General features: G+C 70.6%; 25 protein-coding genes. 18 read left to right on the top strand and 7 right to left on the bottom strand.

The window, feature by feature from the left end; genetic code table 11:
- Positions 1–73: 73 nt before the first annotated feature.
- The 7 genes from RSP45_RS06295 (at position 74) to RSP45_RS06265 (ending at position 8,927) form a co-directional block, all read left to right on the top strand.
- Positions 74–3,487: an indolepyruvate ferredoxin oxidoreductase family protein gene (locus RSP45_RS06295; protein WP_415393661.1), complete on the top strand. Its 3,414-nt coding sequence runs from the start codon at positions 74–76 to the stop codon at positions 3,485–3,487.
- A gap of 258 nt (positions 3,488–3,745) precedes the next feature.
- Positions 3,746–4,558 carry a glutamate racemase gene (locus RSP45_RS06290; protein ID WP_415393660.1) on the top strand — a complete coding sequence of 271 codons (813 nt, stop codon included), beginning with the start codon at positions 3,746–3,748 and terminating at the stop codon, positions 4,556–4,558.
- Between the two features lie 18 nt (positions 4,559–4,576).
- On the top strand, positions 4,577–5,017 hold the full coding sequence (gene ccmE, locus RSP45_RS06285; protein ID WP_073060422.1) for a cytochrome c maturation protein CcmE: 441 nt from the start codon (positions 4,577–4,579) through the stop codon (positions 5,015–5,017).
- 99 nt (positions 5,018–5,116) lie between these two features.
- A complete protein-coding gene (locus RSP45_RS06280; RefSeq protein ID WP_415393659.1) occupies positions 5,117–5,728 on the top strand; it encodes a holin-associated N-acetylmuramidase in 612 nt (203 codons plus the stop codon).
- Positions 5,719–6,252, top strand: coding sequence for a 3TM-type holin (locus RSP45_RS06275; protein ID WP_415393658.1), 534 nt, complete (start codon positions 5,719–5,721; stop codon positions 6,250–6,252). Before RSP45_RS06280 ends, RSP45_RS06275 begins: the two co-directional genes overlap by 10 nt.
- 231 nt (positions 6,253–6,483) lie before the next feature.
- On the top strand, positions 6,484–8,445 hold the full coding sequence (locus tag RSP45_RS06270; protein WP_415393657.1) for a heme lyase CcmF/NrfE family subunit: 1,962 nt from the start codon (positions 6,484–6,486) through the stop codon (positions 8,443–8,445).
- Entirely contained in the window at positions 8,442–8,927 is a 486-nt protein-coding gene (locus RSP45_RS06265; RefSeq protein WP_324327125.1) for a cytochrome c-type biogenesis protein, read from the top strand. Before RSP45_RS06270 ends, RSP45_RS06265 begins: the two co-directional genes overlap by 4 nt.
- Here RSP45_RS06265 and RSP45_RS06260 read toward each other — a convergent pair.
- The 5 genes from RSP45_RS06260 to RSP45_RS06240 form a co-directional block, all read right to left on the bottom strand.
- Entirely contained in the window at positions 8,915–9,622 is a 708-nt protein-coding gene (locus RSP45_RS06260) for an NUDIX hydrolase (protein WP_415393656.1), read from the bottom strand. The two genes, RSP45_RS06265 and RSP45_RS06260, sit on opposite strands and share 13 nt — an antisense overlap.
- On the bottom strand, positions 9,619–10,029 hold the full coding sequence (locus tag RSP45_RS06255; protein WP_415393655.1) for a DUF983 domain-containing protein: 411 nt from the start codon (positions 10,027–10,029) through the stop codon (positions 9,619–9,621). The genes RSP45_RS06260 and RSP45_RS06255 overlap by 4 nt, the downstream gene beginning before the upstream one ends.
- A gap of 653 nt (positions 10,030–10,682) precedes the next feature.
- Positions 10,683–11,960: a phosphopyruvate hydratase gene (eno, locus tag RSP45_RS06250; protein WP_415393654.1), complete on the bottom strand. Its 1,278-nt coding sequence runs from the start codon at positions 11,958–11,960 to the stop codon at positions 10,683–10,685.
- Positions 11,961–12,000: 40 nt separating this feature from the next.
- On the bottom strand, positions 12,001–12,801 hold the full coding sequence (locus RSP45_RS06245; RefSeq protein WP_303730793.1) for an endonuclease/exonuclease/phosphatase family protein: 801 nt from the start codon (positions 12,799–12,801) through the stop codon (positions 12,001–12,003).
- Between the two features lie 17 nt (positions 12,802–12,818).
- Positions 12,819–14,231 carry a protein adenylyltransferase SelO gene (locus tag RSP45_RS06240; RefSeq protein ID WP_415393653.1) on the bottom strand — a complete coding sequence of 471 codons (1,413 nt, stop codon included), beginning with the start codon at positions 14,229–14,231 and terminating at the stop codon, positions 12,819–12,821.
- A gap of 179 nt (positions 14,232–14,410) precedes the next feature.
- Here RSP45_RS06240 and obgE point away from each other — a divergent pair, with 179 nt between their 5' ends.
- Positions 14,411–15,439, top strand: coding sequence for a GTPase ObgE (gene obgE, locus RSP45_RS06235; RefSeq protein ID WP_415393652.1), 1,029 nt, complete (start codon positions 14,411–14,413; stop codon positions 15,437–15,439).
- A complete protein-coding gene (proB, locus tag RSP45_RS06230; RefSeq protein WP_415393651.1) occupies positions 15,436–16,572 on the top strand; it encodes a glutamate 5-kinase in 1,137 nt (378 codons plus the stop codon). Before obgE ends, proB begins: the two co-directional genes overlap by 4 nt.
- A gap of 162 nt (positions 16,573–16,734) precedes the next feature.
- On the opposite strand, the gene RSP45_RS06225 is transcribed toward proB, so the two are convergent.
- Entirely contained in the window at positions 16,735–17,238 is a 504-nt protein-coding gene (locus RSP45_RS06225) for a YbjN domain-containing protein (RefSeq protein ID WP_415393650.1), read from the bottom strand.
- 282 nt (positions 17,239–17,520) lie between these two features.
- Here RSP45_RS06225 and RSP45_RS06220 point away from each other — a divergent pair, with 282 nt between their 5' ends.
- The 4 genes from RSP45_RS06220 to RSP45_RS06205 all read left to right on the top strand — a co-directional run bounded on the left by RSP45_RS06220 (position 17,521) and on the right by RSP45_RS06205 (position 21,591).
- Positions 17,521–18,738: a glutathionylspermidine synthase family protein gene (locus RSP45_RS06220; RefSeq protein WP_415393649.1), complete on the top strand. Its 1,218-nt coding sequence runs from the start codon at positions 17,521–17,523 to the stop codon at positions 18,736–18,738.
- A 4-nt stretch (positions 18,739–18,742) separates the two neighbouring features.
- Positions 18,743–19,396, top strand: coding sequence for a DUF1190 domain-containing protein (locus tag RSP45_RS06215; RefSeq protein WP_415393648.1), 654 nt, complete (start codon positions 18,743–18,745; stop codon positions 19,394–19,396).
- Positions 19,397–19,693: 297 nt separating this feature from the next.
- Entirely contained in the window at positions 19,694–20,362 is a 669-nt protein-coding gene (gene eda / locus RSP45_RS06210) for a bifunctional 4-hydroxy-2-oxoglutarate aldolase/2-dehydro-3-deoxy-phosphogluconate aldolase (RefSeq protein ID WP_415393647.1), read from the top strand.
- Positions 20,359–21,591 (top strand): MFS transporter, encoded by a 1,233-nt coding sequence (locus RSP45_RS06205; RefSeq protein ID WP_415393646.1) that lies wholly within the window; start codon positions 20,359–20,361, stop codon positions 21,589–21,591. Before eda ends, RSP45_RS06205 begins: the two co-directional genes overlap by 4 nt.
- A gap of 148 nt (positions 21,592–21,739) precedes the next feature.
- Here the strand turns inward: RSP45_RS06205 and xseA are convergent, their stop codons facing one another.
- Entirely contained in the window at positions 21,740–23,365 is a 1,626-nt protein-coding gene (gene xseA, locus RSP45_RS06200) for an exodeoxyribonuclease VII large subunit (RefSeq protein WP_415393645.1), read from the bottom strand.
- 108 nt (positions 23,366–23,473) lie between these two features.
- Between xseA and proC the strand changes: the two genes are divergently transcribed.
- From proC to RSP45_RS06175, 5 genes are all read left to right on the top strand, one after another.
- On the top strand, positions 23,474–24,277 hold the full coding sequence (gene proC / locus RSP45_RS06195) for a pyrroline-5-carboxylate reductase (protein ID WP_415393644.1): 804 nt from the start codon (positions 23,474–23,476) through the stop codon (positions 24,275–24,277).
- Complete coding sequence (locus RSP45_RS06190) at positions 24,274–24,630, top strand: tRNA-binding protein (RefSeq protein ID WP_415393643.1); 357 nt, start codon at positions 24,274–24,276, stop codon at positions 24,628–24,630. The genes proC and RSP45_RS06190 overlap by 4 nt, the downstream gene beginning before the upstream one ends.
- A complete protein-coding gene (locus RSP45_RS06185) occupies positions 24,630–25,580 on the top strand; it encodes a 2-hydroxyacid dehydrogenase (RefSeq protein WP_415393642.1) in 951 nt (316 codons plus the stop codon). Before RSP45_RS06190 ends, RSP45_RS06185 begins: the two co-directional genes overlap by 1 nt.
- Before the next feature lie 78 nt (positions 25,581–25,658).
- The gene (locus tag RSP45_RS06180) at positions 25,659–25,859 is read left to right on the top strand and encodes a CsbD family protein (protein ID WP_415393641.1); all 201 of its coding nucleotides are present in this window, start codon (positions 25,659–25,661) and stop codon (positions 25,857–25,859) included.
- Positions 25,860–26,106: 247 nt separating this feature from the next.
- Positions 26,107–26,793 carry a DUF1045 domain-containing protein gene (locus RSP45_RS06175; protein WP_415393640.1) on the top strand — a complete coding sequence of 229 codons (687 nt, stop codon included), beginning with the start codon at positions 26,107–26,109 and terminating at the stop codon, positions 26,791–26,793.
- Positions 26,794–26,820: the final 27 nt, after the last annotated feature.

Below are 26,820 nucleotides of genomic sequence, written 5' to 3'. Positions count from 1 at the left end.
AAAGGGCTTTATCGGTCAGCGTTCCTGACCTATACTGAAGGCGGGTCATCGACGCCCCCGGGGAGGAAGCAAGATGAGCGTGCAGGATATTTCCCTTGCCGACCGTTTCGACATCACCAAGCGCCATGTGCTGCTGAATGGCACGCAGGCGCTGGTGCGGCTGATGCTGATGCAGGCCGCCCGCGACCGAGAGGCCGGGCTGAACACGGCAGGGCTGGTGACGGGTTATCGCGGCAGCCCGCTGGGCGCGGTCGACCTGCAGATGATGAAGGCGGAAAAGCTGCTCGCCCCCGCCAACATCCGCTTTCAGCCCGGTCTGAACGAGGACCTGGCCGCCACCGCCATCTGGGGCAGCCAGCAGGCCGAGCTGCGGGGCGAGGGGAAATACGACGGCGTGTTCGCGCTGTGGTATGGCAAGGGGCCGGGGGTGGACCGCTCGGGCGACGTGATGCGCCACGCCAACATGGCCGGCTCGTCGCAACATGGCGGCGTGGTCATGGCGATGGGCGACGACCACACCGGCGAAAGCTCGACGGTGCTGCACCAGTCCGACTGGGCGATGGTCGATGCCTATATTCCGGTGCTGTCGCCGGCGGGGGTGCAGGAAATCCTCGACTATGGGCTTTACGGCTGGGCGCTGTCGCGTTTCGCCGGGGTCTGGACCGGGCTCAAGACCATGAAGGACACGGTCGAGGCGACCAGTGTCGTCGACGGCGACCCCTTCCGCATGAGCTTTGCCGTGCCGGTCGATTTCACTATGCCCGAGGGCGGGCTGAACATCCGCCTGGGCGACAACCCGGTCGCGCAGGAAGCGCGGATGATCGACTACAAGCGCTTCGCGGCCGAGGCCTTTGCCCGCGCCAACCGCATCGACCGCCGCGTCTGGGGCAAGCCCGGCGCCAAGATCGGCATCGCCGCCGCCGGCAAGAACTGGCTGGACGTGGTCCACGCGCTGGGGCTGCTGGGTATCGACGCGGCCGAGGCCGAGCGGCTGGGCATCACCACCTACAAGATCGGCCAGACCTGGCCGCTGGACATGGTCAGCTTCCACGAATGGGCCGAGGGGCTCGAGCTGATCATCGTGGTCGAGGAAAAGCGCAAGCTGATCGAGGTGCAGGTCAAGGAGGCGATCTTTGACGACCGCCGCGGCCGCCGCGTCTATGGCTGGCACAAGGGCGACACCTGGGAACACGGCCGCCGGCTGGAGCTGTTCCCGACCCGCTATGCGCTGGACCCGGTGCTGGTCGCCGAACGGCTGGGCGGCATCCTGATCGAGGAAGGCCGGCGCACCGACCGGCTGGACGCGGCGCTGTCCCGGCTGGCCGACACGAGGCGCAACGACAACGCCCCGGAAATCGCGGTGCGCACGCCGTGGTTCTGTTCGGGCTGCCCGCACAACACCTCGACCAAGGTGCCGGACGGCAGCCGCGCCTATGCCGGGATCGGCTGCCACTACATGGTGCAGTGGATGGACCGCGAGACCTCCGGTTTCACCCAGATGGGCGGCGAGGGCGCCAACTGGATCGGCGAGGCCCCGTTTTCCAAGCGCCCGCATGTGTTCCAGAACCTCGGCGACGGCACCTACAACCACTCTGGTTCGCTGGCGATCCGCGCGGCCAAGGCGGCGGGCACCAACATCACCTACAAGATCCTGTTCAACGACGCGGTGGCGATGACCGGCGGCCAGCCGAACGAGGGCGGGCTGACCGCGCCCCAGATCGTGCGCGAGTTGCAGGCGCTGGACGTGCCGGTGGTGCTGGTCCACGACGAGAAAGAGGACGTGGACCCCAAGGCGTTCCCGAAGGGCCTGCGGATCGAGAAACGTGAAAACCTGATGGGCGTGCAGCGGGAACTGGCGCAGGTGCCGGGCGTGACCGCCATCGTCTATGTCCAGACCTGCGCCGCCGAAAAGCGCCGCCGCCGCAAGCGTGGCGCCTTCCCGGACCCCGACCGCCGCATCTGGATCAACCCCGAGGTCTGCGAGGGCTGCGGCGATTGCTCGGTGCAGTCGAACTGTGTTTCGGTCGTGCCCTTCGACACGAAACTGGGCCGCAAGCGCGCCATCGACCAGTCCAGCTGCAACAAGGATTATTCCTGCGTCAACGGCTTTTGCCCCAGCTTCGTCAGCGTCCGGGGCGGCAAGCTGCGCCGCCCGGCCGCGCAGGCGCTGGAGCTGCCGGACCTGCCCACGCCGACCCTGCCCGCCATCGACGGCACCCACAACATCGTGATCACCGGCGTCGGCGGCACCGGCGTGGTGACCATCGGCGCGGTGCTGGCGCAGGCCGCGCAGCTGGACGGCAAGGGCGCCGGCATGATGGAGATGGCCGGCCTCGCGCAGAAGGGCGGCGCGGTCCATATCCACCTGCGGCTGGCCAACGCCCCCGAAGATATCAGCGCCATCCGCGTCGCGGTGGGCGAGGCCGACGCCGTGATCGGCGGCGATCTGGTGGTGACCGCGGGGGCCAAGACCGTGGGGCTGATGACCCATGGCCGCACCGGCGCGGTGGTCAACGACCACGAGATCATCACCGGCGAGTTCACCCGCAACCGCGATTTCCACGTCCCCGGCGATCGCCTGAAACTGTCGCTGCAGGCGCGGCTGGGCGAGCGGGTCGGGTTCCTCGACGCCTCCAAGCTGGCCGAGCGTTACCTGGGCGATTCGATCTATTCCAACATGCTGATCACCGGCGCCGCCTGGCAGCAGGGGCTGATCCCGCTGACCGAAGCGGCGATCCTGCGCGCCATCGAGCTGAACGGCGCCAAGGCCAAGGAAAACCAGCGCGCCTTCCAGATCGGCCGCTGGGCGGTGCTGTTCCCGCAGCAGGCCGCACCCGCGCCCGAGGTGGCGCAGGTGCATGACCCGGTGGCCTATCGGGCGGGCCGGCTGGTCGGCTATCAGGGCCCGCGGCTCAAGCGCCGCTTCCTGCGGCTGGTCGAGATGGCGCCCCCGGAACTGCGCGAGACGGTGGCGGAAAGCTTTTATCGGCTGCTGGCGATCAAGGACGAATACGAGGTCGCCCGCCTGCACCTGACCACCGCCGAGGGCGTCGCCCGCAGCTTCGAGGGCGATCTGGACCTGACCTTCCACCTCGCCCCGCCCTTCCTGGGCGGCAAGACCCCCGAGGGCCGCCCGCGCAAGCGCGACTTCGGCCCGTGGATCCTGCCGCTTTTCCGGGCGCTGTCGGCGCTGCGGGGCCTGCGCGGCACGCCGCTGGACGTGTTCGGCTGGCAGGGCGAGCGCCGGTTCGAGCGCGCCCTGGCCCGGCAATACGAACGCGACATGGAGGAGGTGCTGCCCAAGGTGACGCCCGAGACGCTCGAGATCGCCCGCGAGTTGGCCGCCCTGCCGCAGGACATCCGCGGCTACGGCTTCATCAAGCACGAGGCCGCCGAGAAAGCTTCCGCCCGGCGCGAGGAGCTGCTGGCCGCCTTCCGCGCCGGCGGCTGGCCCCGGCAGCCGGAACTGCGCATCGCGGCGGAATAGGGGGAAGCCCGGGCCTGCCGCCGGCGGGGATATTCGGGCAAGCAGGCAGCGGCTACGTAGCGGGGCGTGCTTCTTCTGTCCGTAAATATCCCGGGGCTTCCGAGCGCCCGGAAAACGGTCCGGTGGACCGTTTTCAGCGAGGAAGGCCGCGGCAGCGGCCCGGGGCAGCGCCCCGGTCCGGCCGCGACAACATGACCAAGGTCATGGATTCCGCGCGCCGCTCGCCTTAGATGTGGTCGCAGCAACACGGAGGGGTGGATGGCTGTCGGCGTTTTCGATTCGGGGCTGGGCGGGCTGACCGTCCATCAGGCCATTGCCCGCCGCATGCCGGATCTGCCGCTGGTCTATCTGGGCGACAACGCCCATGCCCCCTATGGGGTGCGCACCGCGGACAATATCTATGAGCTGACCTGCCGCGCGGTCGAGCGGCTGTGGGACGAGGGCTGCGACCTGGTGATCCTGGCCTGCAACACCGCCAGCGCTGCCGCCCTGCGCCGGATGCAGGAAAACTGGCTGCCGCCGGGCAAGCGGGTGCTGGGGGTGTTCGTGCCGCTGATCGAGGCGATGACCGAACGGCAATGGGGCGACAACTCGCCCCCGCGCGAGGTCGCGGTCCGCCATGTGGCGCTGTTTGCCACCCCCGCCACCGTCGCCAGCCGCGCCTTTCAGCGCGAGCTGGCCTTCCGCGCCATCGGCGTCGATGTCGAGGCCCAGCCCTGCGGCGGCGTCGTCGACGCGATCGAGGACGGCGACGAGATGCTGGCCGAGGCGCTGGTGCGGTCCCATGTCGAGGCCCTCAAGCGCCGGATGCCGCACCCCGAGGCCGCGATCCTCGGCTGCACCCATTACCCGCTGATGGAGCAGACCTTCCGCGAGGCGCTGGGCGAGGGGGTGCGGGTGTTCTCGCAGGCCGATCTGGTGGCCGAAAGCCTCGAGGATTATCTGCACCGCCGCCCCGAGTTCATCGGCCCCGGCACAAGCTCGCGCTTTCTGACCACCGGCGATCCGGCCCGGGTCACCGCCAAGGCGACGCAGTTCCTGCGCCAGCCCATCCAATTCGAATCTGCCTGAACAGACAGGGGAAATACCATGAAATCCCTCAAGAAGAAGCGCCGGGTCCAGGTCCTGATCGCGACCGCGGTGGCGCTGCTGATCGCCACCGTGCTGATCGGCTACGGCTTCCGCGACGGGATCAACCTCTATCGCTCGCCCAGCCAGCTGGCCGAGAATCCTCCGGCCGCGGGCGAGGTGTTCCGGCTGGGTGGCATGGTCGAGGAAGGCTCGCTGCTGCGAGGCGAAGGCACCACCGTCAGCTTTGCGGTCACCGATGGCGGCGACACGGTGCAGGTCAGCTTTACCGGCGTCCTGCCTGATCTTTTCGCCGAGAACTCGGGGATGATCGGCACCGGCCAGATGGTCGACGGGGTGTTCGTCGCCTCGGAGATCCTGGCCAAGCATGACGAGGATTACATGCCCCGCGAACTGGTCGATTCGCTGGAGCAGCATTCCTACCAGGCGCCGAACAGCTGACGCCGCGCCGCCAGTCGCCACAGCTGCAACGTCCGCATCGTTAAGAAAGCCTTAACCGGATCGGGCAACCCTGCCGCCCTTGGACGAAAGGGGGCAGGGATGCAGACAGTCGAACAGCTTGCGGCCGCGATCGTGGCGCGCGAGGGGGGGTATGTGAACGACCCCGACGACCCCGGCGGCGCCACCAATTTCGGGGTCACCATCGGGACCATGCGCAGCCTGGGGCTGGACCTGGACGGCAACGGGCGCGTGGAAGCAGCGGATCTGCGCAAGCTGGACCGCGCCCGCGCCGCGCAGATCTATATCGAGCATTATTTCCGCAAGCCCGGGCTGGACCGGCTGCCGCAGGCGCTGCAGGCCAGCGTCTTCGACATGCAGGTGAACGCCGGCGCCAATGCGGTGAAGATCCTGCAACGGCTGGTCGCGCGCATGGGCTTCGCCTGTGCCGATGACGGTATCGTCGGCCCCCGGACCGAGGCCGCCGCCCGCGCCGCGGCCGCGGCCGCGCCCGCCCATATCGCCGACGCCTACGGCATCGCGCGGCGGAATTATTACTACGCCCTTGCCGATGCCCGCCCCGCCAGCCGCAAATACGCCCGCCGCAAGGACGGCGGCAAGGGCGGCTGGATCACCCGCGCCGAGGAATTCATCTCGGCCCGCTATCACCTGACCGACGCGCAGCACCGCGAAAGGACCGCGACATGGGCCTGATCGACCGACTGACCAGCCGCAGCCAGCAGGTGTCTACGGCCGCCGGGGCCGCCGCCCGGGTGGCGCAGGCGCTGGCCGCGCGAAAAGCGACGCCCGCCCGCGACGCGGCCGAGGGTCTGGCCCGCATCGAGGCCGAGTTCGCCCGCGGCGGTTTCGACGGGCTGGTGAACGCGCTCAACCGCCTGCCGCGGCCGCTGCTGATGCTGGGCGCGGTGGCGGTCGGCGGCTACGCGATGCTGGACCCCGAGGGCTTCGCCGCGCGGGTCGAGGCGATGGCCGGGATGCCCGAGCCGCTGTGGTGGCTGTCCGGCGCGATGCTGGGGCTGCATTTCGTCGGGCGCGAGGGGCATTACTGGCGCAACCGCCTGCGCGGGAACCCGGAGGCACCGGCCGGAGCAGGGCTGACCGGGGGCGAGGACGCGCCGACAGAGCCTCGGGCTGTCCCGCCGGAGGGTGACGGTTTTGCCGACAATGCTGCCTTGCGGGACTGGGTAGGGGGTATCGCCGCCACCACGCAGGGTTGACGGGGCGCCGAGCCGTCCCGGCGGAACCGTGGCAGGGGGGCTGTCTGCCCCCCCGTTGCCTTCGGCAACTCCCCCCGAGGATATTTGCCAACCGCCCGAAGTCCGCCGGGATCCTTCGGATGAGCGGCGGCGTTGACGGGGCTGTGACAACCGGCCCCGCAGGCGGGGCTGGTCGCGCGGCCGCGCAGGGCTTACTGTAACCCCCGGTTCCTACGTTGGGGGTTTTTCCGTATGATTGCCGAAACCGGGCATTTCGCGCTGATCCTCGCGCTGGGAATCGCGCTGTTCCAGACTGTCGTGCCGATGCTGGGGGCCGCGCGCGGCCATGCCGCCTGGATGGACAGCGCCCGCCCCGCCGCGGTCGCGCAGTTCGGGCTGCTGGCCATCGCCTTCGCGGCGCTGACCTGGTCCTTCGTCACCTCGGATTTCAGCGTGGCGCTGGTCTATGAAAACAGCCACTCGGCCAAGCCGATGCTCTACAAGATCACCGGCGTCTGGGGGAACCACGAAGGCTCGATGCTGCTGTGGGTGCTGATCCTGGCGCTGTTCGGGGCCGCCGCGGCGGTGTTCGGCGAACATCTGCCGCCCGGGCTGCGGGCAAGGGTGCTGTCGGTGCAGGGCGCGATCGGGGCGGCGTTCCTGGCATTCATCATCTTCACCTCGAACCCCTTCGTGCGGATGCCGCTGCCGGCCTTTGACGGGCGCGACCTGAACCCGCTGCTGCAGGACCCCGGGTTGGCGTTCCATCCGCCGTTCCTCTACCTCGGCTATGTCGGGCTTTCGATGTCCTTCAGCTTTGCGGTGGCCGCGCTGATCGAGGGGCGGGTGGACGCCGCCTGGGCGCGCTGGGTGCGGCCGTGGACGCTGGCGGCCTGGGTATTCCTGACCATCGGCATCGCGCTGGGGTCGTGGTGGGCCTATTACGAGCTGGGCTGGGGCGGGTTCTGGTTCTGGGACCCGGTCGAAAACGCCAGCTTCATGCCCTGGCTGTTCGCCGCGGCGCTGCTGCATTCCGCCATCGTCGTGGAAAAGCGCGAGACCCTGAAAAGCTGGACCATCCTGCTGGCCATCGTCGCATTCGGGTTTTCGCTGATCGGCACCTTCATCGTGCGTTCCGGCGTGATCACCTCGGTCCACAGCTTTGCCAGCGACCCGGCGCGCGGGGTGTTCATCCTCGGGATCCTGGCCCTGTTCGTGGGGGGGGCGCTGACGCTGTTTGCCGCCCGCGCCGGGGCGATGACCGCCAAGGGCGTGTTCTCGCCCGTCTCGCGCGAGGGGGCGCTGCTGCTGAACAACATGCTGCTGGCCGTGGCCTCGCTGGTGGTGTTCATCGGCACGATCTGGCCGCTGGTGGCCGAGATGTTCTGGGCCCGCAAGCTGTCGGTGGGGGCGCCGTTCTTCAACCAGGCCTTCACCCCTTTCATGGTGGTGCTGGCCATCGTGCTGCCGATCGGCGCCATCCTGCCGTGGAAACGCGGCAAGCTGGGTCGCGCCATGCGCACGCTGGTTCCGGCAGTGGTCTTGGCGGTGGCGGTGGCGGCGCTGACCTATGCGGTCTCGACCGGCAACAGCGGGCTGGCGGTGGTCGGCGCGGCGCTGGGGTCGTGGCTGATCGCGGGCGCCGCGGTCGACATCTGGCAGCGCGCCGGCGGGCAGGTCGGGCGGCTGGCGCGGCTGCCGCGCGCCGACTGGGGCCGGGTCGTGGCCCATGCCGGGCTGGGGGTGACCTTCATCGGCATCAGCCTGCTGATGGCCTGGTCGGTCGAGGATATCCGTGTCGCGCGCGAGGGCGAAAGCTTCGAGGTTGCCGGCTATCAGATCACCCTTGTCGATGTCTCGGACGTGCAGGGGCCGAACTATATCTCGACCACCGCGACGATGCGGGTGGAACGGAACGGGCGGCAGGTCGCTATGCTCTATCCCGAAAAGCGGGTGTATCCGGTGCAGTCGATGCCGACGACCGAGGCCTCGATCCGCACCTCGGTGTTCGGCGACATCTACCTGGTGATCGGCGATGCGCAGCAGGGCGGCGGCTGGGCGGTGCGCAGCTACATCAAGCCCTTTGCCTTCTGGCTGTGGCTGGGCTGCGGGCTGATGGCGCTGGGCGGGCTGATCAGCCTGACCGACCGGCGCTGGCGGGTGGCGGTGCCGGCTCGCCGGGCCGCACCCGCGCGCGCGGTGGCCGCGGAATGAGCGCGCGGCTGAGGGGCGCGCGGCTGGCGCTGGCGGTGCTGGCGCTGGGGATCGCGCAGGGCGCCTGGGCGGTGCAGCCCGACGAGGTGCTGGCTGATCCGGCGCTGGAACACCGCGCCCGCCTGATCGGGCAGGTGCTGCGCTGCCCGGTCTGCCAGGGCGAGAACATCGACGAATCGAATGCGCCGATCAGCCGCGACCTGCGGCTTTACGTGCGCGAGCGGCTGGTCGAGGGCGACAGCGATGCCGAGGTGATCCAGGCGGTGACCGAGCGCTATGGCGAATACGTGCTGTTCGAGCCGCGGCCCGAAGGCGCGAACCTGATCCTCTACTGGGCGGGGCCGCTGATGGCGCTGGTGGCGCTGCTGGCGGGGTTCCTGTTCCTGCGCGGCCGCCGCCCCGAGGCTGCGCCCGCCCCGCAGGCGCTGACGCCCGAGGAACGTGCCCGGCTCGACGCGCTGATGCGCGATCAGGACAGCTGAAGGAACCGCGTCTCGGCGTTGCGGTTGTCGAAGAACGGCACGCTGAGCGGCACCGACAGCGGCCCGGGCCCGGCCTCGGCCACCAGCTGCGCGATCTCGGCCAGCACCACCTCGGTGATGAAGGGCAGGTCGAGCGCGCGTGCCTCGGCCAGCGGCACCCAATGCAGGTGGCTCAGCTCGTCGCAGGCGGCCGAGAAATCCTCGCGGTCGCCGACGATGTTGCGCGCGTCGATCAGGAAGAACCGCGCGTCGAAGCGGCGCGGCCGCCCCGGGGGCGTGATCGCGCGGAACACGAACAGCAGCGGATCGTCGGCGGTGGGTGCCAGCTGCAGGCCGGTTTCCTCGGCCATCTCGCGCATGGCGGCACCGGCCAGCGCGTCGGGGTCGATGGCGGCGGCCGTCACCGGATGCGCCGCCAGCCGTGCCCGGCAGGCGTCCGACAGCGCGTCGCGGCAGCCCTCGCCGTCGCCGGGATCGACTGCGCCGCCGGGAAACACGTATTTCGAGGGCATGAACGCCGCCCCCGCGCCGCGCATCCCCATCAGCACCGACGGCCCGTCCGCGCGGTCGCGGTCGACCAGGATCACCGTGGCGGCGTCGCGGATGCGGTCGGGGGCGGGTTTTGTGTCTTGGGCCGGGGCAGCGGGTGCCAGCCCGGCATCGCCGGGGCTTCGGGGCAGCGGCGCCTCGGTCATGGTTCGGGGGTCCGGTCGGGCTGGCCGCCGAATCCGTGCATCCGCTTGGCCCATTGCATCCCCACGAACCCGCCCTTGATGATCGGCAGCAGGATCAGCGAGGCGACCAGCGCGCCCCCCAGGAAGGTCGCCACCAGCAGCTCGGTCGAGGGGCGGTAGATCATGTAGATCGCCAGCAGCAGCGCGGTGGCGATATGCGAGACGATGAGGATGGTCAGATAGGCCGGCCCGTCATCGGCGCGGTGGTGGTGCAGCGCTTCGCCGCAGCCGCTGCAATGGTCCTTGACCCGCAGATAGCCCGAAAACATCCGCGCGTCCCCGCAGGACGGGCAACGCCCCGAGGCGCCGCGCCGCATCGCTTCCCCGAGAGGCCGGTCGGGAAGCGCCGGATCGCTGAGTGCAGTCATGTCATTCCTTCGGCATTGTTCGGAAGGAAAGATAGGCACTGCCCGCGCCGGACGCCACCGCCATCTGCAACATTTCGCCGCAGAGGTGGGGGGGGGCGGCCTTCTGCGCTGGACACGGCGCATCTAACCATCTGGCAGGAACGCTCGTGGGCGGGGGTTTCCGATCCGCCTTTTATCCGGGCGTTCGGAAGCCTGGAATATCTGGCAAGAGGGCAGCGTGGCGGATCCGGCGTCGCGGTCGGACGGGGGCGGTGCCTCGGGCCGGCCGCGGCCTTCGTCGCTGACAACGGTCCACTACACCATCCGGCGGGAAAACAGCCTTCCATTGCGGGCGCTCGGAAAGCCCCCGGAATATCTCGCAAGAGGGCAGAGCCGCGGACCCAGCGCCACGGCCTGCCCGGGGCACCGCCCCGGGCCGCTGCCGCGGCCTTCCTCGCTGAAAACGGTCCACCGGACCATCCGGCGGGAAAACAGCCTTGGAAGCTGTTTTCTGATCCGCCTCCTATTCCGGGCGCCCGGAAGCCCCGGGATATTTCTGCAAGGAAGAAGGAGCGGGGGCCGCCGAGGACGGAAGGTGGGGCTGTAGGGACGCAGCAGCGAATCGGCACGGCCGGAGGAGGGGGCGACCGGCGTGCGGTCGCCCCCGTCGCGGTTCAGCCGCGCAGGATCGAGCGGCCGGCGTATTCGGCGGTGGCGCCCAGCATTTCCTCGATGCGGATCAGCTGGTTGTATTTGGCCAGCCGGTCCGAGCGGGCAAGGCTGCCGGTCTTGATCTGGCCGCAGTTGGTGGCGACGGCGAGGTCGGCGATGGTGGCGTCCTCGGTCTCGCCCGAGCGGTGCGACATCACCGAGGTGTAGCCCGCGCGGTCGGCCATCATCACCGCGTCCAGGGTCTCGGACAGGGTGCCGATCTGGTTGACCTTGACCAGCAGGCTGTTGCCGCAGCCCTTGGCGATGCCTTCGGCCAGCCGTGCGGGGTTGGTCACGAACAGGTCGTCGCCGACCAGCTGCACGCGATCGCCCAGCCGCTCGGTCAGCAGTTGCCAGCCGTCCCAGTCGTCCTCGGCGCAGCCGTCCTCGATCGACAGGATCGGATAATCGGCGCAGAGCGCGGCCAGATAGTCGACGTTCTCGGCCGAGGTCAGGGTCTTGCCCTCGCCCTTCATCTCATAGCGGCCGTTCTTGAAATATTCGGTCGAGGCGCAGTCCAGCGCCAGCATGATGTCGTCGCCGGGCTTGTAGCCGGCCTTTTCCACCGCCCGCAGGATGAAATCCAGCGCGTCTTGGGCCGAGGACAGGTTCGGGGCAAAGCCGCCCTCGTCGCCGATGCCGGTGGACAGGCCCGCGGCCGAGAGTTCCTTTTTCAGCGTGTGGAACACCTCGGCGCCCATGCGCACGGCCTCGCGGATATTGTCCGCGGAAACCGGCATGATCATGAATTCCTGGATGTCGATGGGGTTGTCGGCGTGTTCGCCGCCGTTGATGATGTTCATCATCGGCACCGGCAGGATGCGGGCGCCAGTGCCGCCGACATAGCGGTAGAGCGGCTGCGAGGTCGCGTCGGCCGCGGCCTTGGCCACCGCCAGCGACACGCCCAGGATCGCGTTCGCGCCCAGTCGGGACTTGTTGGGGGTGCCGTCCAGCTCGCACATCATCAGGTCGATGGCGCGCTGCTCGGTCGCGTCCTCGCCGATCAGGTTCTCGGCCAGCTCGCCGTTGACGGATGCCACGGCTTCCAGCACGCCCTTGCCCAGATAGCGCGCCTTGTCGCCGTCGCGCTTTTCCACCGCCTCATGCGCGCCGGTGGACGCGCCCGAGGGCACGGCGGCGCGGCCCATGGTGCCGTCTTCCAGCGTCACGTCGACCTCGACCGTGGGGTTGCCGCGGCTGTCGAGGATCTCGCGCGCGAAGATGTCGATGATGGCGGTCATGGGGCAAGTCCTGTGCTGAGAGGCGGGATTTGCCCGCGTCTTAGCCGCTTGCCCGCCCCGGAGGAACCCCGTCCGCCGCTGTTTGCGCAACCAGCGCGCGGTTGTAGTCGGAAACATTGTCGGCCGCACGCAGCGGCCGGTCGTCGGGCAGCGCCGGGCGAGTGACATGCAGGTCGGCCCAGATCGGCAGGTGGTCCGAGGCCATGCGCGCGAGCGGCGTGTCCAGCACCCCGCTGGCCGCCACGGTGACGCCGGGCGACACCGCGATCCGGTCCAGCCGCAGCTGCGGCGCCAGCGCCGGCCAGCTGCGCCCCGGGGCGATCACGTCCAGGTCGGTCAGCGCCTCGAGCCCGCGTTCGCCGTGCCATTCGTTGAAATCGCCAGTCAGCACCACCGAGCCGCCGTCCAGCCGTCCCGCCTTGGCCGCCAGCCGCGCCAGCTGCGCCCGGCGGGACGAGCGCATCAGCCCCAGATGCACCGCCATCACCGTCAGCCCCGGCAGGTGCAGCGCCACCGCGCCGCGCGGCTCGATCCCCGGCAGCGCCACGGGGCGCGAGCGTGCCACCGCCGCCAGCTCCGGGCGCAGCAGGATGGTCTGCCCGTGCCAGCCCAGCGACTGGTCCGAGGTGCGCCGGTGCTGCATCGGCACCAGCCCGGTGCGGGCCTGGATCAGCTGGCGGGGCAGGGCCTCGGGGCGGTCGCCCATGCGGAAATCGACCTCTTGCAGCGCCACGATATCGGCGCCCAGTTCGGCGATCACGTCGAGGTTGCGTTCGGGCGCAAACGGGCCGAACGAGCCGCGGCATTTATGCAGGTTGTAGCTGGCAAGTCGAATGCGCATGGGTCTTTCCCGGTCGGTCAGGTGCCGCAATAGGTGACGCGGACTTCCTGTCCCGGCGCGGGCGGATCGGCCAGGTCGGCCCAGTCCGGGCGGTCGTCGAAGGGCTGGGTCACCGCCGCGACCAGCCGGTGGAAGGGCGCGAAATCGCCCGCCAGCCCGGCGTCGATGGCTTGCTGGATGCGGTGGTTGCGGGGGATACGAACGGGGCTGGCGCCGGCCGCAAGCTCAAGGTCGGGGCTGCGCGCCTGCCAGTCCTGCGCCCAGGCGTCGAAGGGGGCGGGGTCGCGGAACTCGTCGCGGGCGGCGCCGGTGGCGAGCCCGCGGAACACCCGGGTGAAATCGGCCTGCTGCGCGGCCATCAGCGCCAGCAGCCGCTCGATCAGCGCCCGGTCGGATTCGGCGGGTTGGGCCAGCCCCAACTTGGCGCCGAAGCGCCTCAGCCAGGCGGCGTCATACAGCGCGGGAAAGCCGTGGACGATGCGGGTGGCCTGCGGCACCGCGGCATCGGGGTCGCCCATCAGCGGCAGCAGGCAGGAGGCAAGCTGCGCCAGATTCCACACCGCCACATGCGGCTGTTCCGACCAAGCATAGCGCCCGGCCCGGTCGATCGATGAAAACACGCGGTCCGGGTGGAACCCGTCCATGAAGGCGCAGGGGCCGTAGTCGATGGTTTCACCTGAAACCGCCATGTTGTCGGTGTTCATCACCCCGTGGATGAACCCCAGCGCCATCCATTGCGCGATGGTCTCGGCCTGCGCCGCGACCACGCGCTCCAGCAGCTGCATGGGGGATTGCGCCTCGGGGTAGTGGCGGGCGATCACATGCTCGGCCAGCGCCCGCAGCCGGTCCACGTCGCCGCGAATGGCGAAGAACTCGAATGTGCCGACGCGGATATGGCTGGATGCCACGCGGGTCAGCACCGCGCCGGGCAGGGGCGCCTCGCGCCACACGGTCTCGCCGGTCAGGGCGGCGGCCAGGGCGCGGGTGGTGGGGACGCCGGCGGCGGCCATGAACTCGCTGACCGCATATTCGCGCAGCACCGGACCCAGCCACGACCGCCCATCGCCGCAGCGCGAAAACGGGGTCGGGCCGGAACCTTTCAGCTGCAGGTCGAAGCGCGCCCCGTCGGGGGCCACCACCTCGCCCAGCAGCACCGCGCGCCCGTCGCCCAGCTGCGGCGACAGCCCGCCGAACTGGTGGCCGGCATAGGCCTGCGCGATGGGCTCGGCGCCGGGGGGCGCGGCGTTGCCCGCCACCATCGCCAGCCCCTGCGGGCCGCGCAGCCAGTCGGGGTCGATCCCCAGCCGCCGCGCCAGCCCCTGGTTCACCGCGATCAGCGCCGGTCCCGGCACCGGGGTCGGCGCGGTCCGCGTATAGAAGCCGGGGCCGAGCCGGGCATAGGAATTGTCGAAGGCGATGGGCTGGGTCATTCCGAGCATGTGGGTAAAGCGGCCGCGGATTGTAAGGGCGGGACGCGTCGGGTGGGGGCTCTGCCCCCGCGCTGCGCGCTCCCCCGGGATATTTGGGACCGCCCGAATCTGCCAGAGCCGCTGCTTGCGAACGGGGGGCGGCGCGCGTATCCCTGCAAGACCATGCCAGGGAAGCCGCGATGAAGTTCCTCGATCTAGCCAAGGTCTATATCCGCTCGGGCGGCGGCGGGGCGGGCTGCGTGTCCTTCCGGCGCGAGAAGTTCATCGAATACGGCGGCCCTGACGGCGGCGACGGCGGCCGCGGCGGCGATGTCTGGGCCGAGGCGGTGGACGGGCTGAACACGCTGATCGATTTCCGCTACCAGCAGCATTTCTTCGCCAAGTCCGGCCAGCACGGCATGGGCAGCCAGCGCACCGGCGCCAGCGGCGACGACATCGTGCTGAAGGTGCCGGCCGGGACCGAGATCCTCGACGAGGATCAGGAAACGGTCATCGCCGACCTGACCGAGCCGGGGCAGCGGGTGCTGCTGGCCAAGGGCGGCAACGGCGGCTTTGGTAACCTGCATTTCAAGACCTCGACCAACCGGGCGCCGCGCCGGGCCAACCCCGGGCTGCCGGGGGTCGAGCACACGCTGTGGCTGCGGCTGAAGCTGATCGCCGATGCCGGGCTGGTGGGGCTGCCGAATGCGGGGAAATCGACGTTTCTGGCGGCGGTATCGAATGCGCGCCCCAAGATCGCCGATTACCCGTTTACCACGCTGGTGCCGAATCTTGGCGTGGTGGGGGTCGACGGGCATGAGTTCGTGATGGCTGACATCCCCGGGCTGATCGAGGGCGCCAGCGAAGGCCGCGGCCTCGGCGACCAGTTCCTGGGCCATGTGGAACGTTCCAACGTGCTGCTGCATCTGGTCGACGGCACGTCCGAGGACGTAGCGGCGGACGCGCGCACCATCCTGACCGAGCTGGCCGCCTATTCCCCGGTGCTGGCGGAAAAGCCCCGCATCACCGTGCTGAACAAGATCGACGCGCTGGACGACGAGACGCGGGCCGAGCGTCTGGCCGCGCTGCAGGCCGAGATCGGCGGCCCGGTGATGACCATGTCCGGCGTGTCCCGCGAAGGGGTGACCGAGGTGCTGCGCGCGCTGTGGGCGCAGATCGAGCCGACCCGTGCCACCCGGGCCGACGATGCGGAGCCGTGGCGGCCATGAGCCTTGCGGCAGAAGCGGCAGTGGCGACCCCGGACATCGCCCGGGCCCGGCGGCTGGTGGTCAAGATCGGCAGCGCGCTGCTGGTGGACGACGCTGGGCTGCGCGAGGGCTGGCTGCGCGGCTTGTGTGCGGATGTAGCCGAATGGCGCGCGCGCGGGGCCGATGTGGTGCTGGTCTCCTCAGGCTCGATCGCGCTGGGGCGGCGGGTGCTGGGCCTGCAGGCGGGGCCGCTGACGCTGGAACAAAGCCAGGCGGCGGCGGCGGTCGGGCAGATCCGCCTTGCCCGCGCCTATGAGGAGATGCTGGCCCCGCATGGGGTGATCACCGCGCAGATCCTGGTGACGCTGGAAGATACCGAGAACCGCCGCCGCTACCTCAACAGCCGCGCGACGGTGGAAACCCTGCTGGGGCTGGGGGTGGTGCCGATCGTGAACGAGAACGACACCGTGGCCACCGACGAGATCCGCTATGGCGACAACGACCGGCTGGCCGCGCAGATCGCGGTGACCTGCGGCGCCGACCAGCTGCTGCTGCTGTCGGATGTGGACGGGCTGTATACCGCAAACCCCAAGACCGACCCCGCCGCCCGGCATCTGCCGGTGGTCGCGCATCTGACGCCCGAGATCGAGGCGATGGGCGGCGACCCCGTCTCGGGGCTGTCCAAGGGCGGGATGAAAACCAAGCTGATGGCGGCGCGCACCGCCGTGTCCGGCGGCTGTGCCATGGCGATCGCCGAGGGTTCGGTGATCCGGCCGCTGTCGGCGGTGGCGCAGGGCGCGCGGGTCACGTGGTTCCTGCCCGAGGGCGACCCGCAGGCCGCCCGCAAGCGCTGGATCGCGGCGATGAAGCCGAGGGGAGAGCTGGTGGTGGACGCAGGCGCCGCAAGGGCGCTGGCCAACGGGCGTTCGCTGCTGCCCGCGGGGGTGCGGCAGGTCAGCGGCGTGTTTCACCGCGGCGATCCGGTGCTGATCCGCGGCCCCTCGGGCGCGGCGCTGGCGCAGGGGCTGGCGCGCTACGATTCCACCGACGCCGCCCGCATCGCCGGAAGGCGCAGCGAGGAAATCGCCGCGATCCTCGGCGGCAACATCCGCGCCGCGCTGGTCCACCGCGACGACATGGCGGTCAATCGCTGAACTGCCGCAGGGGGGCTGTCTGCCCCCCATCGCCTGACGGCGATTCCCCCCGAGGATATTTGCGGACAGAAGAGGCGCGCCGCGGCGGCCCTGTCTTTGGTGTGAAAATATCCCGGGGGATCGTCGTATACGACGATGGGGCTGGCCCCCGCTTGCTGCGGCTCAGGCGCGGCCGTAGGCCTCGGCCATGGCGATCTCGATCGCCTCTTGCGGCGAGGGCTGGCCCCAGCAGGCCAGCTGGAAGGCCGGGTAGAAGCGTTCGCAGGAGTCGATGGCGCGGCGGATCATGTGGTCGATCTGCTCGGTGCCGGCCAGCGCCTCGCCCGCCAGCACCAGCCCGTAGCGCCACACCATCAGCCGCTGCTGCGTCCAATAGGTGAAGCTGCCGTCCCAGACCTCGTCATTGGCCAGGTTCAGCACCTCGTAAAGCGCCGGCATCCGCGCCTGCGGCGGGTCGAGGTCGAAGCTGCAGATCAGCCGCAGCATCTCTTCGCGCGGCGACCAGGCGAGGGTCAGGGAATAGTTGCGCCACTGGCCCTCGACCGCCATCGCGATCTGGTCGTCGGCCAGCCGGTCGAAGTCCCAGGCGCGGCGGGCGGCGACGATCTCGGCGATGTCGATCGGGTGGATCTCGTCGCTGTGGATGAAGTGGTCCAGCTGGGCCATGTTGCGCTCGCCTCTGTATCGGACATCGGGGTTTATCCCCAACCTGTTGTCGCGCCCACAATACCGCGAGGTGCTGGGCCTGCCTCATACCATATATTGGTCTGGCAGAATGGGCGTGAAGTAAAGCGGTATTTCCGCCGCGCTGCGCGGGGACGGCGGATTTTTGCGGCCGTCGGGCGCCGGTTTCCGGGCCGGAAAAGCCGCCGGCGCCTTGCATCATTCGCCCCCTCTTGCCACATCGGGGCGACGACAGGGGCAGGGACCACAGGCAGGACCGACCGTATGCAGAAGATCCCATTGGCCGAGCGGCCCGGCTGGCGCGAGCGCGCGGCCGAGCTTGGCTTCACCTTTGCCGACATGGGCGGCGAGCCCTATTGGGACGAGACCTCGGCCTATCGCTTCACCCTGTCCCAGATCGAGGACGATATCGAGGACCCGTCGACCGAGCTGCACGGGATGTGCCGCGAGGCGGTGGCCCATGCAGTGGGGTCCGAGGAATGGCTGACCCGGCTGGAGATTCCCCGCGCGCATTGGGATTTCGTCGAACGCGCCTGGAGCAATGGCGAGCCCGAGCTTTATGGCCGCTTCGACCTTGCCTATGACGGCAGCGGTCCGGCGAAGCTGTTGGAATACAACGCCGACACCCCGACCTCGCTGTACGAATCCGCCTCGTTCCAGTGGCTGTGGTTCGAGGAAAGCCGCGATGCCGGCGTGCTGGGCCCGGGCACCGACCAGTTCAACCGCATCCACGAGGCGCTGGTCGAACGCTGGGCCGCGATCTGCGCCCCCGGCGAGGACGTGCATTTCGCCGCCGACAAGGACAACCCCGAGGATTACGCCACCGTCGAGGCTCTGGCCTGGGCTGCGCGCGAGGCGGGGCTGGGTGCGCATTTCACCGCGCTGTCGGACATCGGGCTGACCGACGAGGGCCAGCTGGCCGACGACCAGGACCGGGTGATCGGCACCCTGTTCAAGCTGTATCCGTGGGAAGACATGCTGCGCGACGAGTTCGCGCCGAACCTGCAACCCTCGCAGACCCGCTTCATCGAGCCGCCGTGGAAGGCGGTGCTGTCGAACAAGGGGCTGTTGCCGCTGCTGTGGCACCTGTTCCCCGACCACCCCAACCTGCTGCCCGCCTTCTTCCAGGCGGATATTGAGGCCGCGCGGCGGGGCGACGCGACGCCCTTTGCCGACGCCATCGCCGCGGCCGGGCCGGTGCTGGCGCGCGGCCATGTGGTCAAGCCGATCTTCTCGCGCGAGGGCGCCGGGGTGGTGATGGTCGAGGGCGGCAGGGAAACCAGTCGCGCCCCCGACGACAGCTATTCCCACCACCCGCGGGTGGTGCAGGCGCTGGCGCTGCTGCCCGCGTTCGACGGGTTCCACCCGGTGCTGGGCGCCTGGATCGTTGGCGAGGACTGCGTGGGGCTGGGGCTGCGCGAGGACCGCGCCCGCATCACCCACAACCTGTCCCGCTTCAAGCCGCATTTCATCGAAGGGTAAGGCCATGACCGCAACCTCCGACCTCGCCGAAACCGCTACCCCGCGCCGCAAGCGCTCGCGCCATGTCGCGCTGATGCTGGCGGGCGCCGCCGTGCTGACGCTGGCCGCCTGCGAAGAGGACAAGGTCGACGCGCAGGCCTTCCCCGATCTCGACAGCTGCCTGGCGGCGGCGCAGACGGACGGGCTGTGGTTCACGGCGGACGACTGCCGCAACCAGTTCGCCGCCGCGGCGCAGGAACATCTGGAAACCGCGCCGCGCTATGAATCGCGCGAGCTGTGCGAGCAGGAACACGGCGCCGGCGCCTGCGGGGCCGACCCGGCTGCCGGCGGCGAACAGGCCGCACAGGGCGGGGGCGGCGGCTTCAGCTTCATGCCGCTGCTGGTGGGCTACATGATGGGCTCGATGCTGTCGCGGGGCGGCGGCGTCTTCAGCCAGCCGATGGTGCGCACCCCGACCGGCTATTCCACCCCCTCGGGCAACCAGAGCTTCGCCAGCAACTCGGGCGCGGGCAGGGTGCCGGCCACCACCTTCAACCGCGCGCCCTCGACCATCGGCAAGGCGCCGATGACCCGTGCCCAGGTTGCGCAACGCGGCGGCTTCGGCGCCGCCGCCACCTCGCGCACCGCGACCGGAGGCGCCCGCAGCTCGGGCGGCTGAGCCCCCGCGGCTGTTTCATCTTGCCTCGGGTATCTCGGGCCTTCGAGCGCCCGGAATGGAAGGCGGATCGGAAAACAGCCCCCAAGGCTGTTTTCCCGCCGGACGGTCCGGTGGGCCGTTTTCAGCGAGGAAGGCCGCAGTAGGGGGCGGGGGAGAGCTCCGGCCCTGGGGGGGAACGGGAGGCGGATCCGGAAACAGCCCCTGGCTGCCCTCCGCACCCCCGCGCGCGTCCGCCCTTGCACCTTGCCGCCGATAGTCGCAGGGTCCGCCGGTATTTCGTCCGCAAGCAGGCCCGCCATGACTCCCGCCGAACAATCCGTCCGAATCCGCGAAATCTGTGCGCTGGCGCCGGTGATTCCGGTCCTCGTGATCGAGGACGCCGCTTGGGCGGTGCCGCTGGCGCAGGCGCTGGTCGCGGGCGGGCTGCCGGTGCTCGAGGTGACGCTGCGCACCCCCGATGCGCTTGCGGCGATCACCGCCATGGCCGCGGTGCCGGGTGCGGTGGTGGGGGCGGGGACGGTGCTGAACGCGCAGGACGCGCGCTGCGCCGCCGCGGCCGGGGCGCGGTTCGCGGTCTCGCCCGGGCTGACGCCCACGCTGGCCGCCGCCTGCACGGATTCGGCGCTGCCGCTGCTGCCCGGCGTCGCCACCGCGTCCGAGGCGATGGCGGCGCAAGAGGCCGGGTTCGACGCGCTCAAGTTCTTTCCGGCCGGGCCTGCGGGCGGCGCGGGTTATCTCAAGGCCCTGGCCGGGCCGCTGCCGGCGCTGGGCTTCTGCCCGACCGGCGGGGTGTCGGCGCAGAACGCCACCGCCTATCTCAGCCTGCCGAACGTGCTCTGCGTCGGCGGCAGCTGGGTCGCGCCCGAGGCGATGATGCGCGCGGGCGACTGGGCGGGGATCGAGGCGCTGGCCCGCCAGGCAGCCGAGCTGGGCGCGGCCGAGCCGGGCGCCGGGGCGGGAAAATGACCGCCGCGGTCGCCGACACCCCCGAAAACCGGCGCCGCGCCTGGTCGAACCTGTGGGTGCTGACCACCGCGCAGGCGCTGATCGGGGCGCAGATGTCGATGGTGTTCATCACCGCCGGGCTTGCGGGTGCGATGATCGCGCCGAACCCGTGTTTCGCGACGCTGCCGGTGTCGATGACCATGCTCGGTTCGGCAGTATCGGCGCGGCTCTTGTCGGGGTTCATGGCAAGGCACGGGCGGCGGCTGGGGTTCACCCTGGCCTGCATGGTCGCGGCGCTGGGGGCGGGGGTGGCCTTTGCCGGGCTGCAGAAGGGCAGCTTCGTGCTGTTCACGCTCGGCTGCACCCTGATTGGCGCCTATATGTCGGCGCAGGGGTTCTTCCGCTTTGCCGCCGCCGATGTGGCGCCCGAGGCGCTGCAGCCGCGCATGATCAGCCTGGTGCAGGCGGGGGGGCTGGTCTCGGCGCTGATCGGGCCGCAGCTGGCCAGCATCACCGCGGAAGCCTCGGCCGTGCCCTTCGCGACCACCTTTGCCGCCATCATCGGGCTGAACCTGCTGGGGCCGGTGATCTTTTCGATGCTGCGGATCCCGGTGCCCGAGCGGCGCGGCGCGAATGCCCCCGGTGCCGGCGGGCGCAGCACCGCGGAACTGCTGCGCACCCCGGAAATCGCCGTCGCGATCATCTGCGCGATGGTGTCCTATGCGCTGATGAACCTGGTGATGACCTCGACGCCGCTGGCGATCGTGGGCTGCGGCTTCGGCACCTCCGAGGCGGCGAACGTGACGGCGGCGCATATCATCGCGATGTTCGCGCCGGCGTTCTTCACCGGCAGCCTGATCACCCGCTTCGGCGCGGAACGGGTGGTCGCGACCGGGCTGGTGATCCTGGCGGCGGCGGGGGCGGTGGCGCTCAGCGGGGTGTCGCTGGACAAGTTCTACCTGGCGCTGATCCTGCTGGGGCTGGGCTGGAACTTCGGCTTCATCGGCGCGACCGCCATGGTCACCGCCGCCCACCGTCCCGAGGAACGCGGCCGCGTGCAGGGCATGAACGACACCATCGTGTTCGGCGGGGTGTTCCTGGCCTCGCTGTCCTCGGGGGCGCTGATGGGCTGTAGCGGCGGCACCGCCGAGCAGGGCTGGTCGGCGGTTAACATGGCGATGGTGCCGTTCCTGATCCTGGCCGGCGGGGCGCTGATCTGGCTGACCCTGCGCCCGCGCGAGATCGCCTGAAACCGGCAGCGCCGCAAAGGATTGCGCGGCCGGATTGGGTATTTGGGCCAGAAAGAAACCCCCTCTCCCCTCAACGGCAGGGGCTTCTTTCTGGTCCAAATACCCATGCAACCGCGACGCGGGCGCAAGGATGCCGTCCTGGCGAGTGTCAGAACAGCGAGCCCTGGTCCGGTTTCGGGCGCTTGGCGCGTGCAGGGCGCGCGGGCGCAGGCTCGGCCGCGGGGCGCGCCGGAACCCGGCCGTCGTGGAACTCCAGCTCCAGCGCTGCGGCGCTGGCGGCAGCGGCGGCCGAGGTGAGCAGCTGCCCCTCGGGGCCGCGCACGATGGCGAAGCCGCGCTTGAGTGTCTCGGCATGGCCCAGGGTCTGGCGCAGCCGGTCGAGGGATTCCAGCGCCGCGCGGCGTTCCGCCGTCAGCTTCGGGGCCAGCGCGTCGAGCCGCCGTCCGGCCTCGGCCAGCCGGGCGCTTGCGTCCAGCTGGCTGCGCCGTGTCCGGGTCTGCACCGCGTCCAGCCGCGCGGACGCCGAGGCCAGCCGCCGCTGCGCCGCAATCTGCGCCACCCTTACCGCACCCGGGCGCAGCACTGGCAGCGCCGCCCGGCGGCGCTGCAGGTCGCGCGCGGGGGCCTGCGCCAGCGCCATCCCGGCGCGGGTCAGGGCCTCGCGCCGGCTGGCCATGAACTGGCGCAGCGCCGACAGCGGCAGATGCAGCGAATCGGCGCGGTGGCGGCAGTCGCGCACGAAGCCGCGCAGCGCCGATTCCAGCCGCGGCCCGGTCAGGTCCAGCCGCTGCCGCGCCGGTTCCGTCAGCGCCTGCGGCCGCCCCAGCGCGCGGCCGAGATCGCCCAGCCGCTGCGCGGGCAGCTCGATCCGCGCGCGCACGCTGCGCAGCAGCCGCGCCTGTGTCTCGGTCAGCCGCGCGGCCAGATCACCCAGCACCGGCACAGCCATTTCCGCCGCCGCCGTCGGCGTGGGCGCGCGCAGGTCGGCGGCGTGGTCGATCAGCGTGGTGTCGGTTTCGTGGCCCACCGCCGAGATCAGCGGGATTGTCCCCGCCGCCACCGCGCGGACCACCGCTTCGTCGTTGAAGCCCCACAGATCCTCGACCGAGCCGCCGCCGCGGGCGACGATGATCAGGTCGGGACGCGGCACCGGCCCGCCCGGCGCGATCGCGTTCAGCCGGGTGATCGCGTCGGCCACCTGCGGCGCGCAGGCGCTGCCCTGCACCGCCACCGGCCAGATCAGCACCCGCGAGGGAAAGCGGTCGCGCAGCCGGTGCAGGATGTCGCGGATCACCGCCCCCGAGGGCGAGGTCACCACCGCGATCACCCCCGGCAGGAACGGGATCGGCCGCTTGCGGGCGGGGTCGAACAGCCCCTCGGCCGCCAGCGCCCGGCGGCGCTGTTCCAGCATCGCCATCAGCGCGCCCACGCCCGCGGGCTCGACCTGCTCAACGATCAGCTGGTATTTCGACTGGCCGGGATAGGTGGTCAGCCGGCCGGTGGCGATGATCTCCATCCCCTCTTCGGGGCGATGCGCCAGCCTTGCGGCCTGCGCGCGCCAGCAGATCGCGGCGATGCAGGCATTGTCGTCCTTGAGGTCGAAATAGAGGTGCCCCGAGGCCGGGCGCGACACCCGCCCCACCTCTCCGCGCACGCGCACGCGGCCGAACTCGCCCTCGATCACGCGCTTCACCGCGCCGGAAAGCTCGGAAACGCTCAGCGCCGGGGCATTGCCGCCCCCTCCTTCGGGGGTGTCGGTTTCGAACAGGTCCATCCCCGCTAGATGGACCGGCGCGGCGCGCGGGGCAAGCCGCGGGGTCTGGACAGCGCGGCGCGGATCGTTACCCCTTGGGCCCTGAACAAGCTTGGAGGGGAAGGGCCGATGGACCTGACGCATCTGAACCAGCGCGGGCTGGTGCTGGTCGGCTGCGGCCGCATGGGCGGCGCGCTGTTGCAAGGCTGGCTGGCGCGCGGGCTGGCGCCGGGGGCGGTGCATGTCGTCGACCCCAATGCCCCCGCCTGGGTGGCGGAACGCGGGGTTTCGGTCAACGGGGCGCTGCCTGCGGACCCGGCGGTGCTGGTGCTGGCGGTCAAGCCGCAGATGATGGGGGACGTGCTGGCGGGGCTTGGGGGCGCTGCCGGGACGCTGGTGATCTCGGTCGCCGCGGGGGTGACGCTGGCGGCTTACGGGCGCGCCTTTCCGGGGGCTGCGGTGGTGCGGGCGATGCCGAACACCCCGGCCGCGATCGGGCAGGGGATCACCGCCATCGTCGGCAATGCGCAGGCCGATGCCGCGGCGCTGGATCTGGCGCAGGCGCTGATGGAGGCCGTGGGCCGCGTGGTGCGGCTGGAGGATGAATCGCAGATGGATGCGGTGACCGCGGTCTCTGGCTCGGGCCCGGCCTATGTGTTCCACCTGATCGAGACGCTGGCCGCCGCAGGCGCGGCCGAGGGGCTGCCGGCGGAGCTGGCGCTGGACCTTGCCCGCGCCACCGTTGCCGGCGCGGGGGCGCTGGCCATGGCCGAGGGCGGCGATCCCGCGCGGCTGCGCGAGGCGGTGACCTCGCCCGCCGGCACCACCGCGGCGGGGCTTTCGCAGCTGATGGACCCGGACACCGGGCTGGGGCCGCTGATGAGACGCACCGTCGCCGCCGCCGCCGCACGCGGGCGGGAGCTGGGGCAATGAGCGACGCTGCGGCCGCGACCTCTCAGATCGCCTGGGACGATTTCGCCCGCGTCGATATCCGCGTCGGCACCGTGGTCCGCGCCGAGCCCTACCCCGAGGCGCGGGTCCCCGCGATCAAGCTGTGGGTGGATTTCGGCGAGCTGGGCGAAAAGCGCAGCTCGGCGCAGATCACCCGTCATTACGACCCGGCCGAGTTGATCGGGCGGCAGGTGCTCGCCGTGGTCAATTTCCCGCCGCGCCAGATTGGTAAGGTCCGCTCCGAGGTGCTGGTTCTGGGCCTGCCCGACGCGGCGGGCGAGGTGGTCCTGATCGGCCCCGACCGGCCGGTCCCCGATGGGGGGAGGCTTTACTGATGCGGCTGCTGGTGACACGGCGGATGACCGAGCGCGCCGAGGCGGCGATTTCGGCCGAGTTCGACGCCGATTTCCGCGACGAGACCACCCCCCTGACCGAGGCCGAGGCGCTGGAAGCGCTGCGCGACTATGATGCGGTGCTGCCGACGCTGGGCGATCCGTTCAACGCCTCGGTGCTGGGGGCAGGGGGCTTGCGGGCAAGGATGCTGGCCAATTTCGGCGCCGGCTACAACCACATCGACGTCGCGGCCGCACGCGCCGCCGGGATCGTGGTCAGCAACACCCCCGAGGTGGTGACGGAATCCACCGCCGATATCGCGCTGGCGCTGATCCTGATGGTGGCGCGTCGCGCGGGTGAGGGTGAGCGGCTGGTCCGCGCCGGCGGCTGGACCGGCTGGCACCCGACCCAGATGCTGGGCCGCCACGTTTCAGGTGCAACGGTGGGCATCGTCGGCATGGGCCGCATCGGCCAGGCCATCGCCCGGCGCTGCCATCACGGCTTCGGGATGCGGGTGGTGTTCCACAACCGCTCGGTGGTCTCGGGGCTGGAGTTCCCGGCGACGCAGCTGCCGCTGCCCGAGGTGCTGGCGCAGGCGAATTTCGTGGTGCTGGCCGTGCCCGGCGGCGGCGCCAGCCGGCATCTGATCGGCGCGCCCGAGCTGGCGGCGATGCAGCGGGGTGCATTCCTGATCAACATCGCCCGCGGCGACGTGGTGGACGAGGCGGCGCTGATCGCCGCCCTGCAGGACGGCAGGATCGCCGGCGCCGGGCTGGACGTCTATGAGCGCGAGCCGCAGGTTCCCGCGGCGCTGGTCGCGCTGGAAAACGTGGTGCTGCTGCCGCATCTGGGCACCGCCGCCGAGGAGGTGCGCACCGCCATGGCGCTGCGGGCGCTGGACAACCTGCTGGCCTGGCGCGCGGGGCGGGAACCGGGCGACCTTGTGTCCTGAGCCGTCCGCCTTCGGAACCATCCCCGGAACGGAGACGTTCAATTCCCGCAAACGCAACCGCACAACGGAGACTGCGCAATGAATTGGGATGTCATCGAAGGCAAATGGGGTCAGCTCAAGGGTTCGGTCAAGGAACAATGGGGCGACCTAACCGATGACGAGCTGACCGAGATCGACGGCAAGCGCGACAAGCTGGCCGGCAAGCTGCAGGAACGCTATGGCTGGGCCAAGGACGAGGTCGAGACTCGGATGAACGATTTCTTCGGCCGCCACATATGATCCTGGCCATGGCCGGATGAGGAGGAGGCGCCTTGCGGGGCGCCTCTTTTGCATTCATGCGCCTGCGGTGGCGGCGCGGTTGCTAGCGGGGGGTCCACCCCCGGCCGCTGCCGTGGCCTTTCTCGCTGAACACGGTCCACCGGACCATCCGGCGGGAAAACAGCCTTGCGGGCTGTCTTCTGATCCGCCTCCTATTCCGGGCGCTCGGAAGTCCCTAGGATATTTGGGGCAAGATGAAAGGGTTTGAGTGGCGGTGAGGGAAGCGGGCGTGACGGAATACCGGCGTTATGCGGTTTATGATCCGGGGCCGGCGGCGCTGGCAGCGTTCGGGGCAGCGTGGCTGGGCTGGGACCCGCGCCGCGGGTGCGAGACCCGGGGCTTAGGCGGGGCGCTGGCCGCCACCCCGCGCCGCTACGGGTTTCACGCCACCATCAAGGCGCCGTTCCGGCTGGCGCCGGGCTGTTCGCCCGCGGCGCTGGTGGCAGGGTTCGAGCGGCTCTGTGCCGGGCTGGCGCCGGTCGCGGCCGAGCCCGGGTTGCAGCTGCGGCGCATCGCCGGGGTGCTGGCGCTGCTGTTCAAGCCGCAGCCCGCCGCCGTCACCGCGCTGGCCGCCGAGGTGGTGCGCGGGTTGGACGGCTTCCGGGCGCCCCTGACCCCCGAGGACCGCGCCCGCCGCCGCCCCGAACTGCTGACCGCGGCGCAGCGCGCGCTGCTGGACCGCTGGGGCTACCCCTGGGTGATGGAGGAGTTCCGCTATCACATGACCCTGACCGGCGCCCTGTCCGCGGCCGAGGAAGCCGAGGCGCGGCAGCGGTTGCAGCCGCTGCTGGCGGGTCTGCTGCCGCAACCGCATCCGATCACCGCGCTGGCGCTGATGGGCGAGGATGCAGAGCGGCGGTTCCACCTGCTGCACCAGGCCGAACTGCGCGGCTGAGGGGGCCACGGCCCGTAACGCCACTGG

This window comes from Paracoccus sp. SJTW-4 (genome assembly GCF_047716885.1).
GTDB lineage: Bacteria > Pseudomonadota > Alphaproteobacteria > Rhodobacterales > Rhodobacteraceae > Paracoccus > Paracoccus solventivorans.
This window is presented reverse-complemented; position numbering and strand designations above follow the sequence as displayed.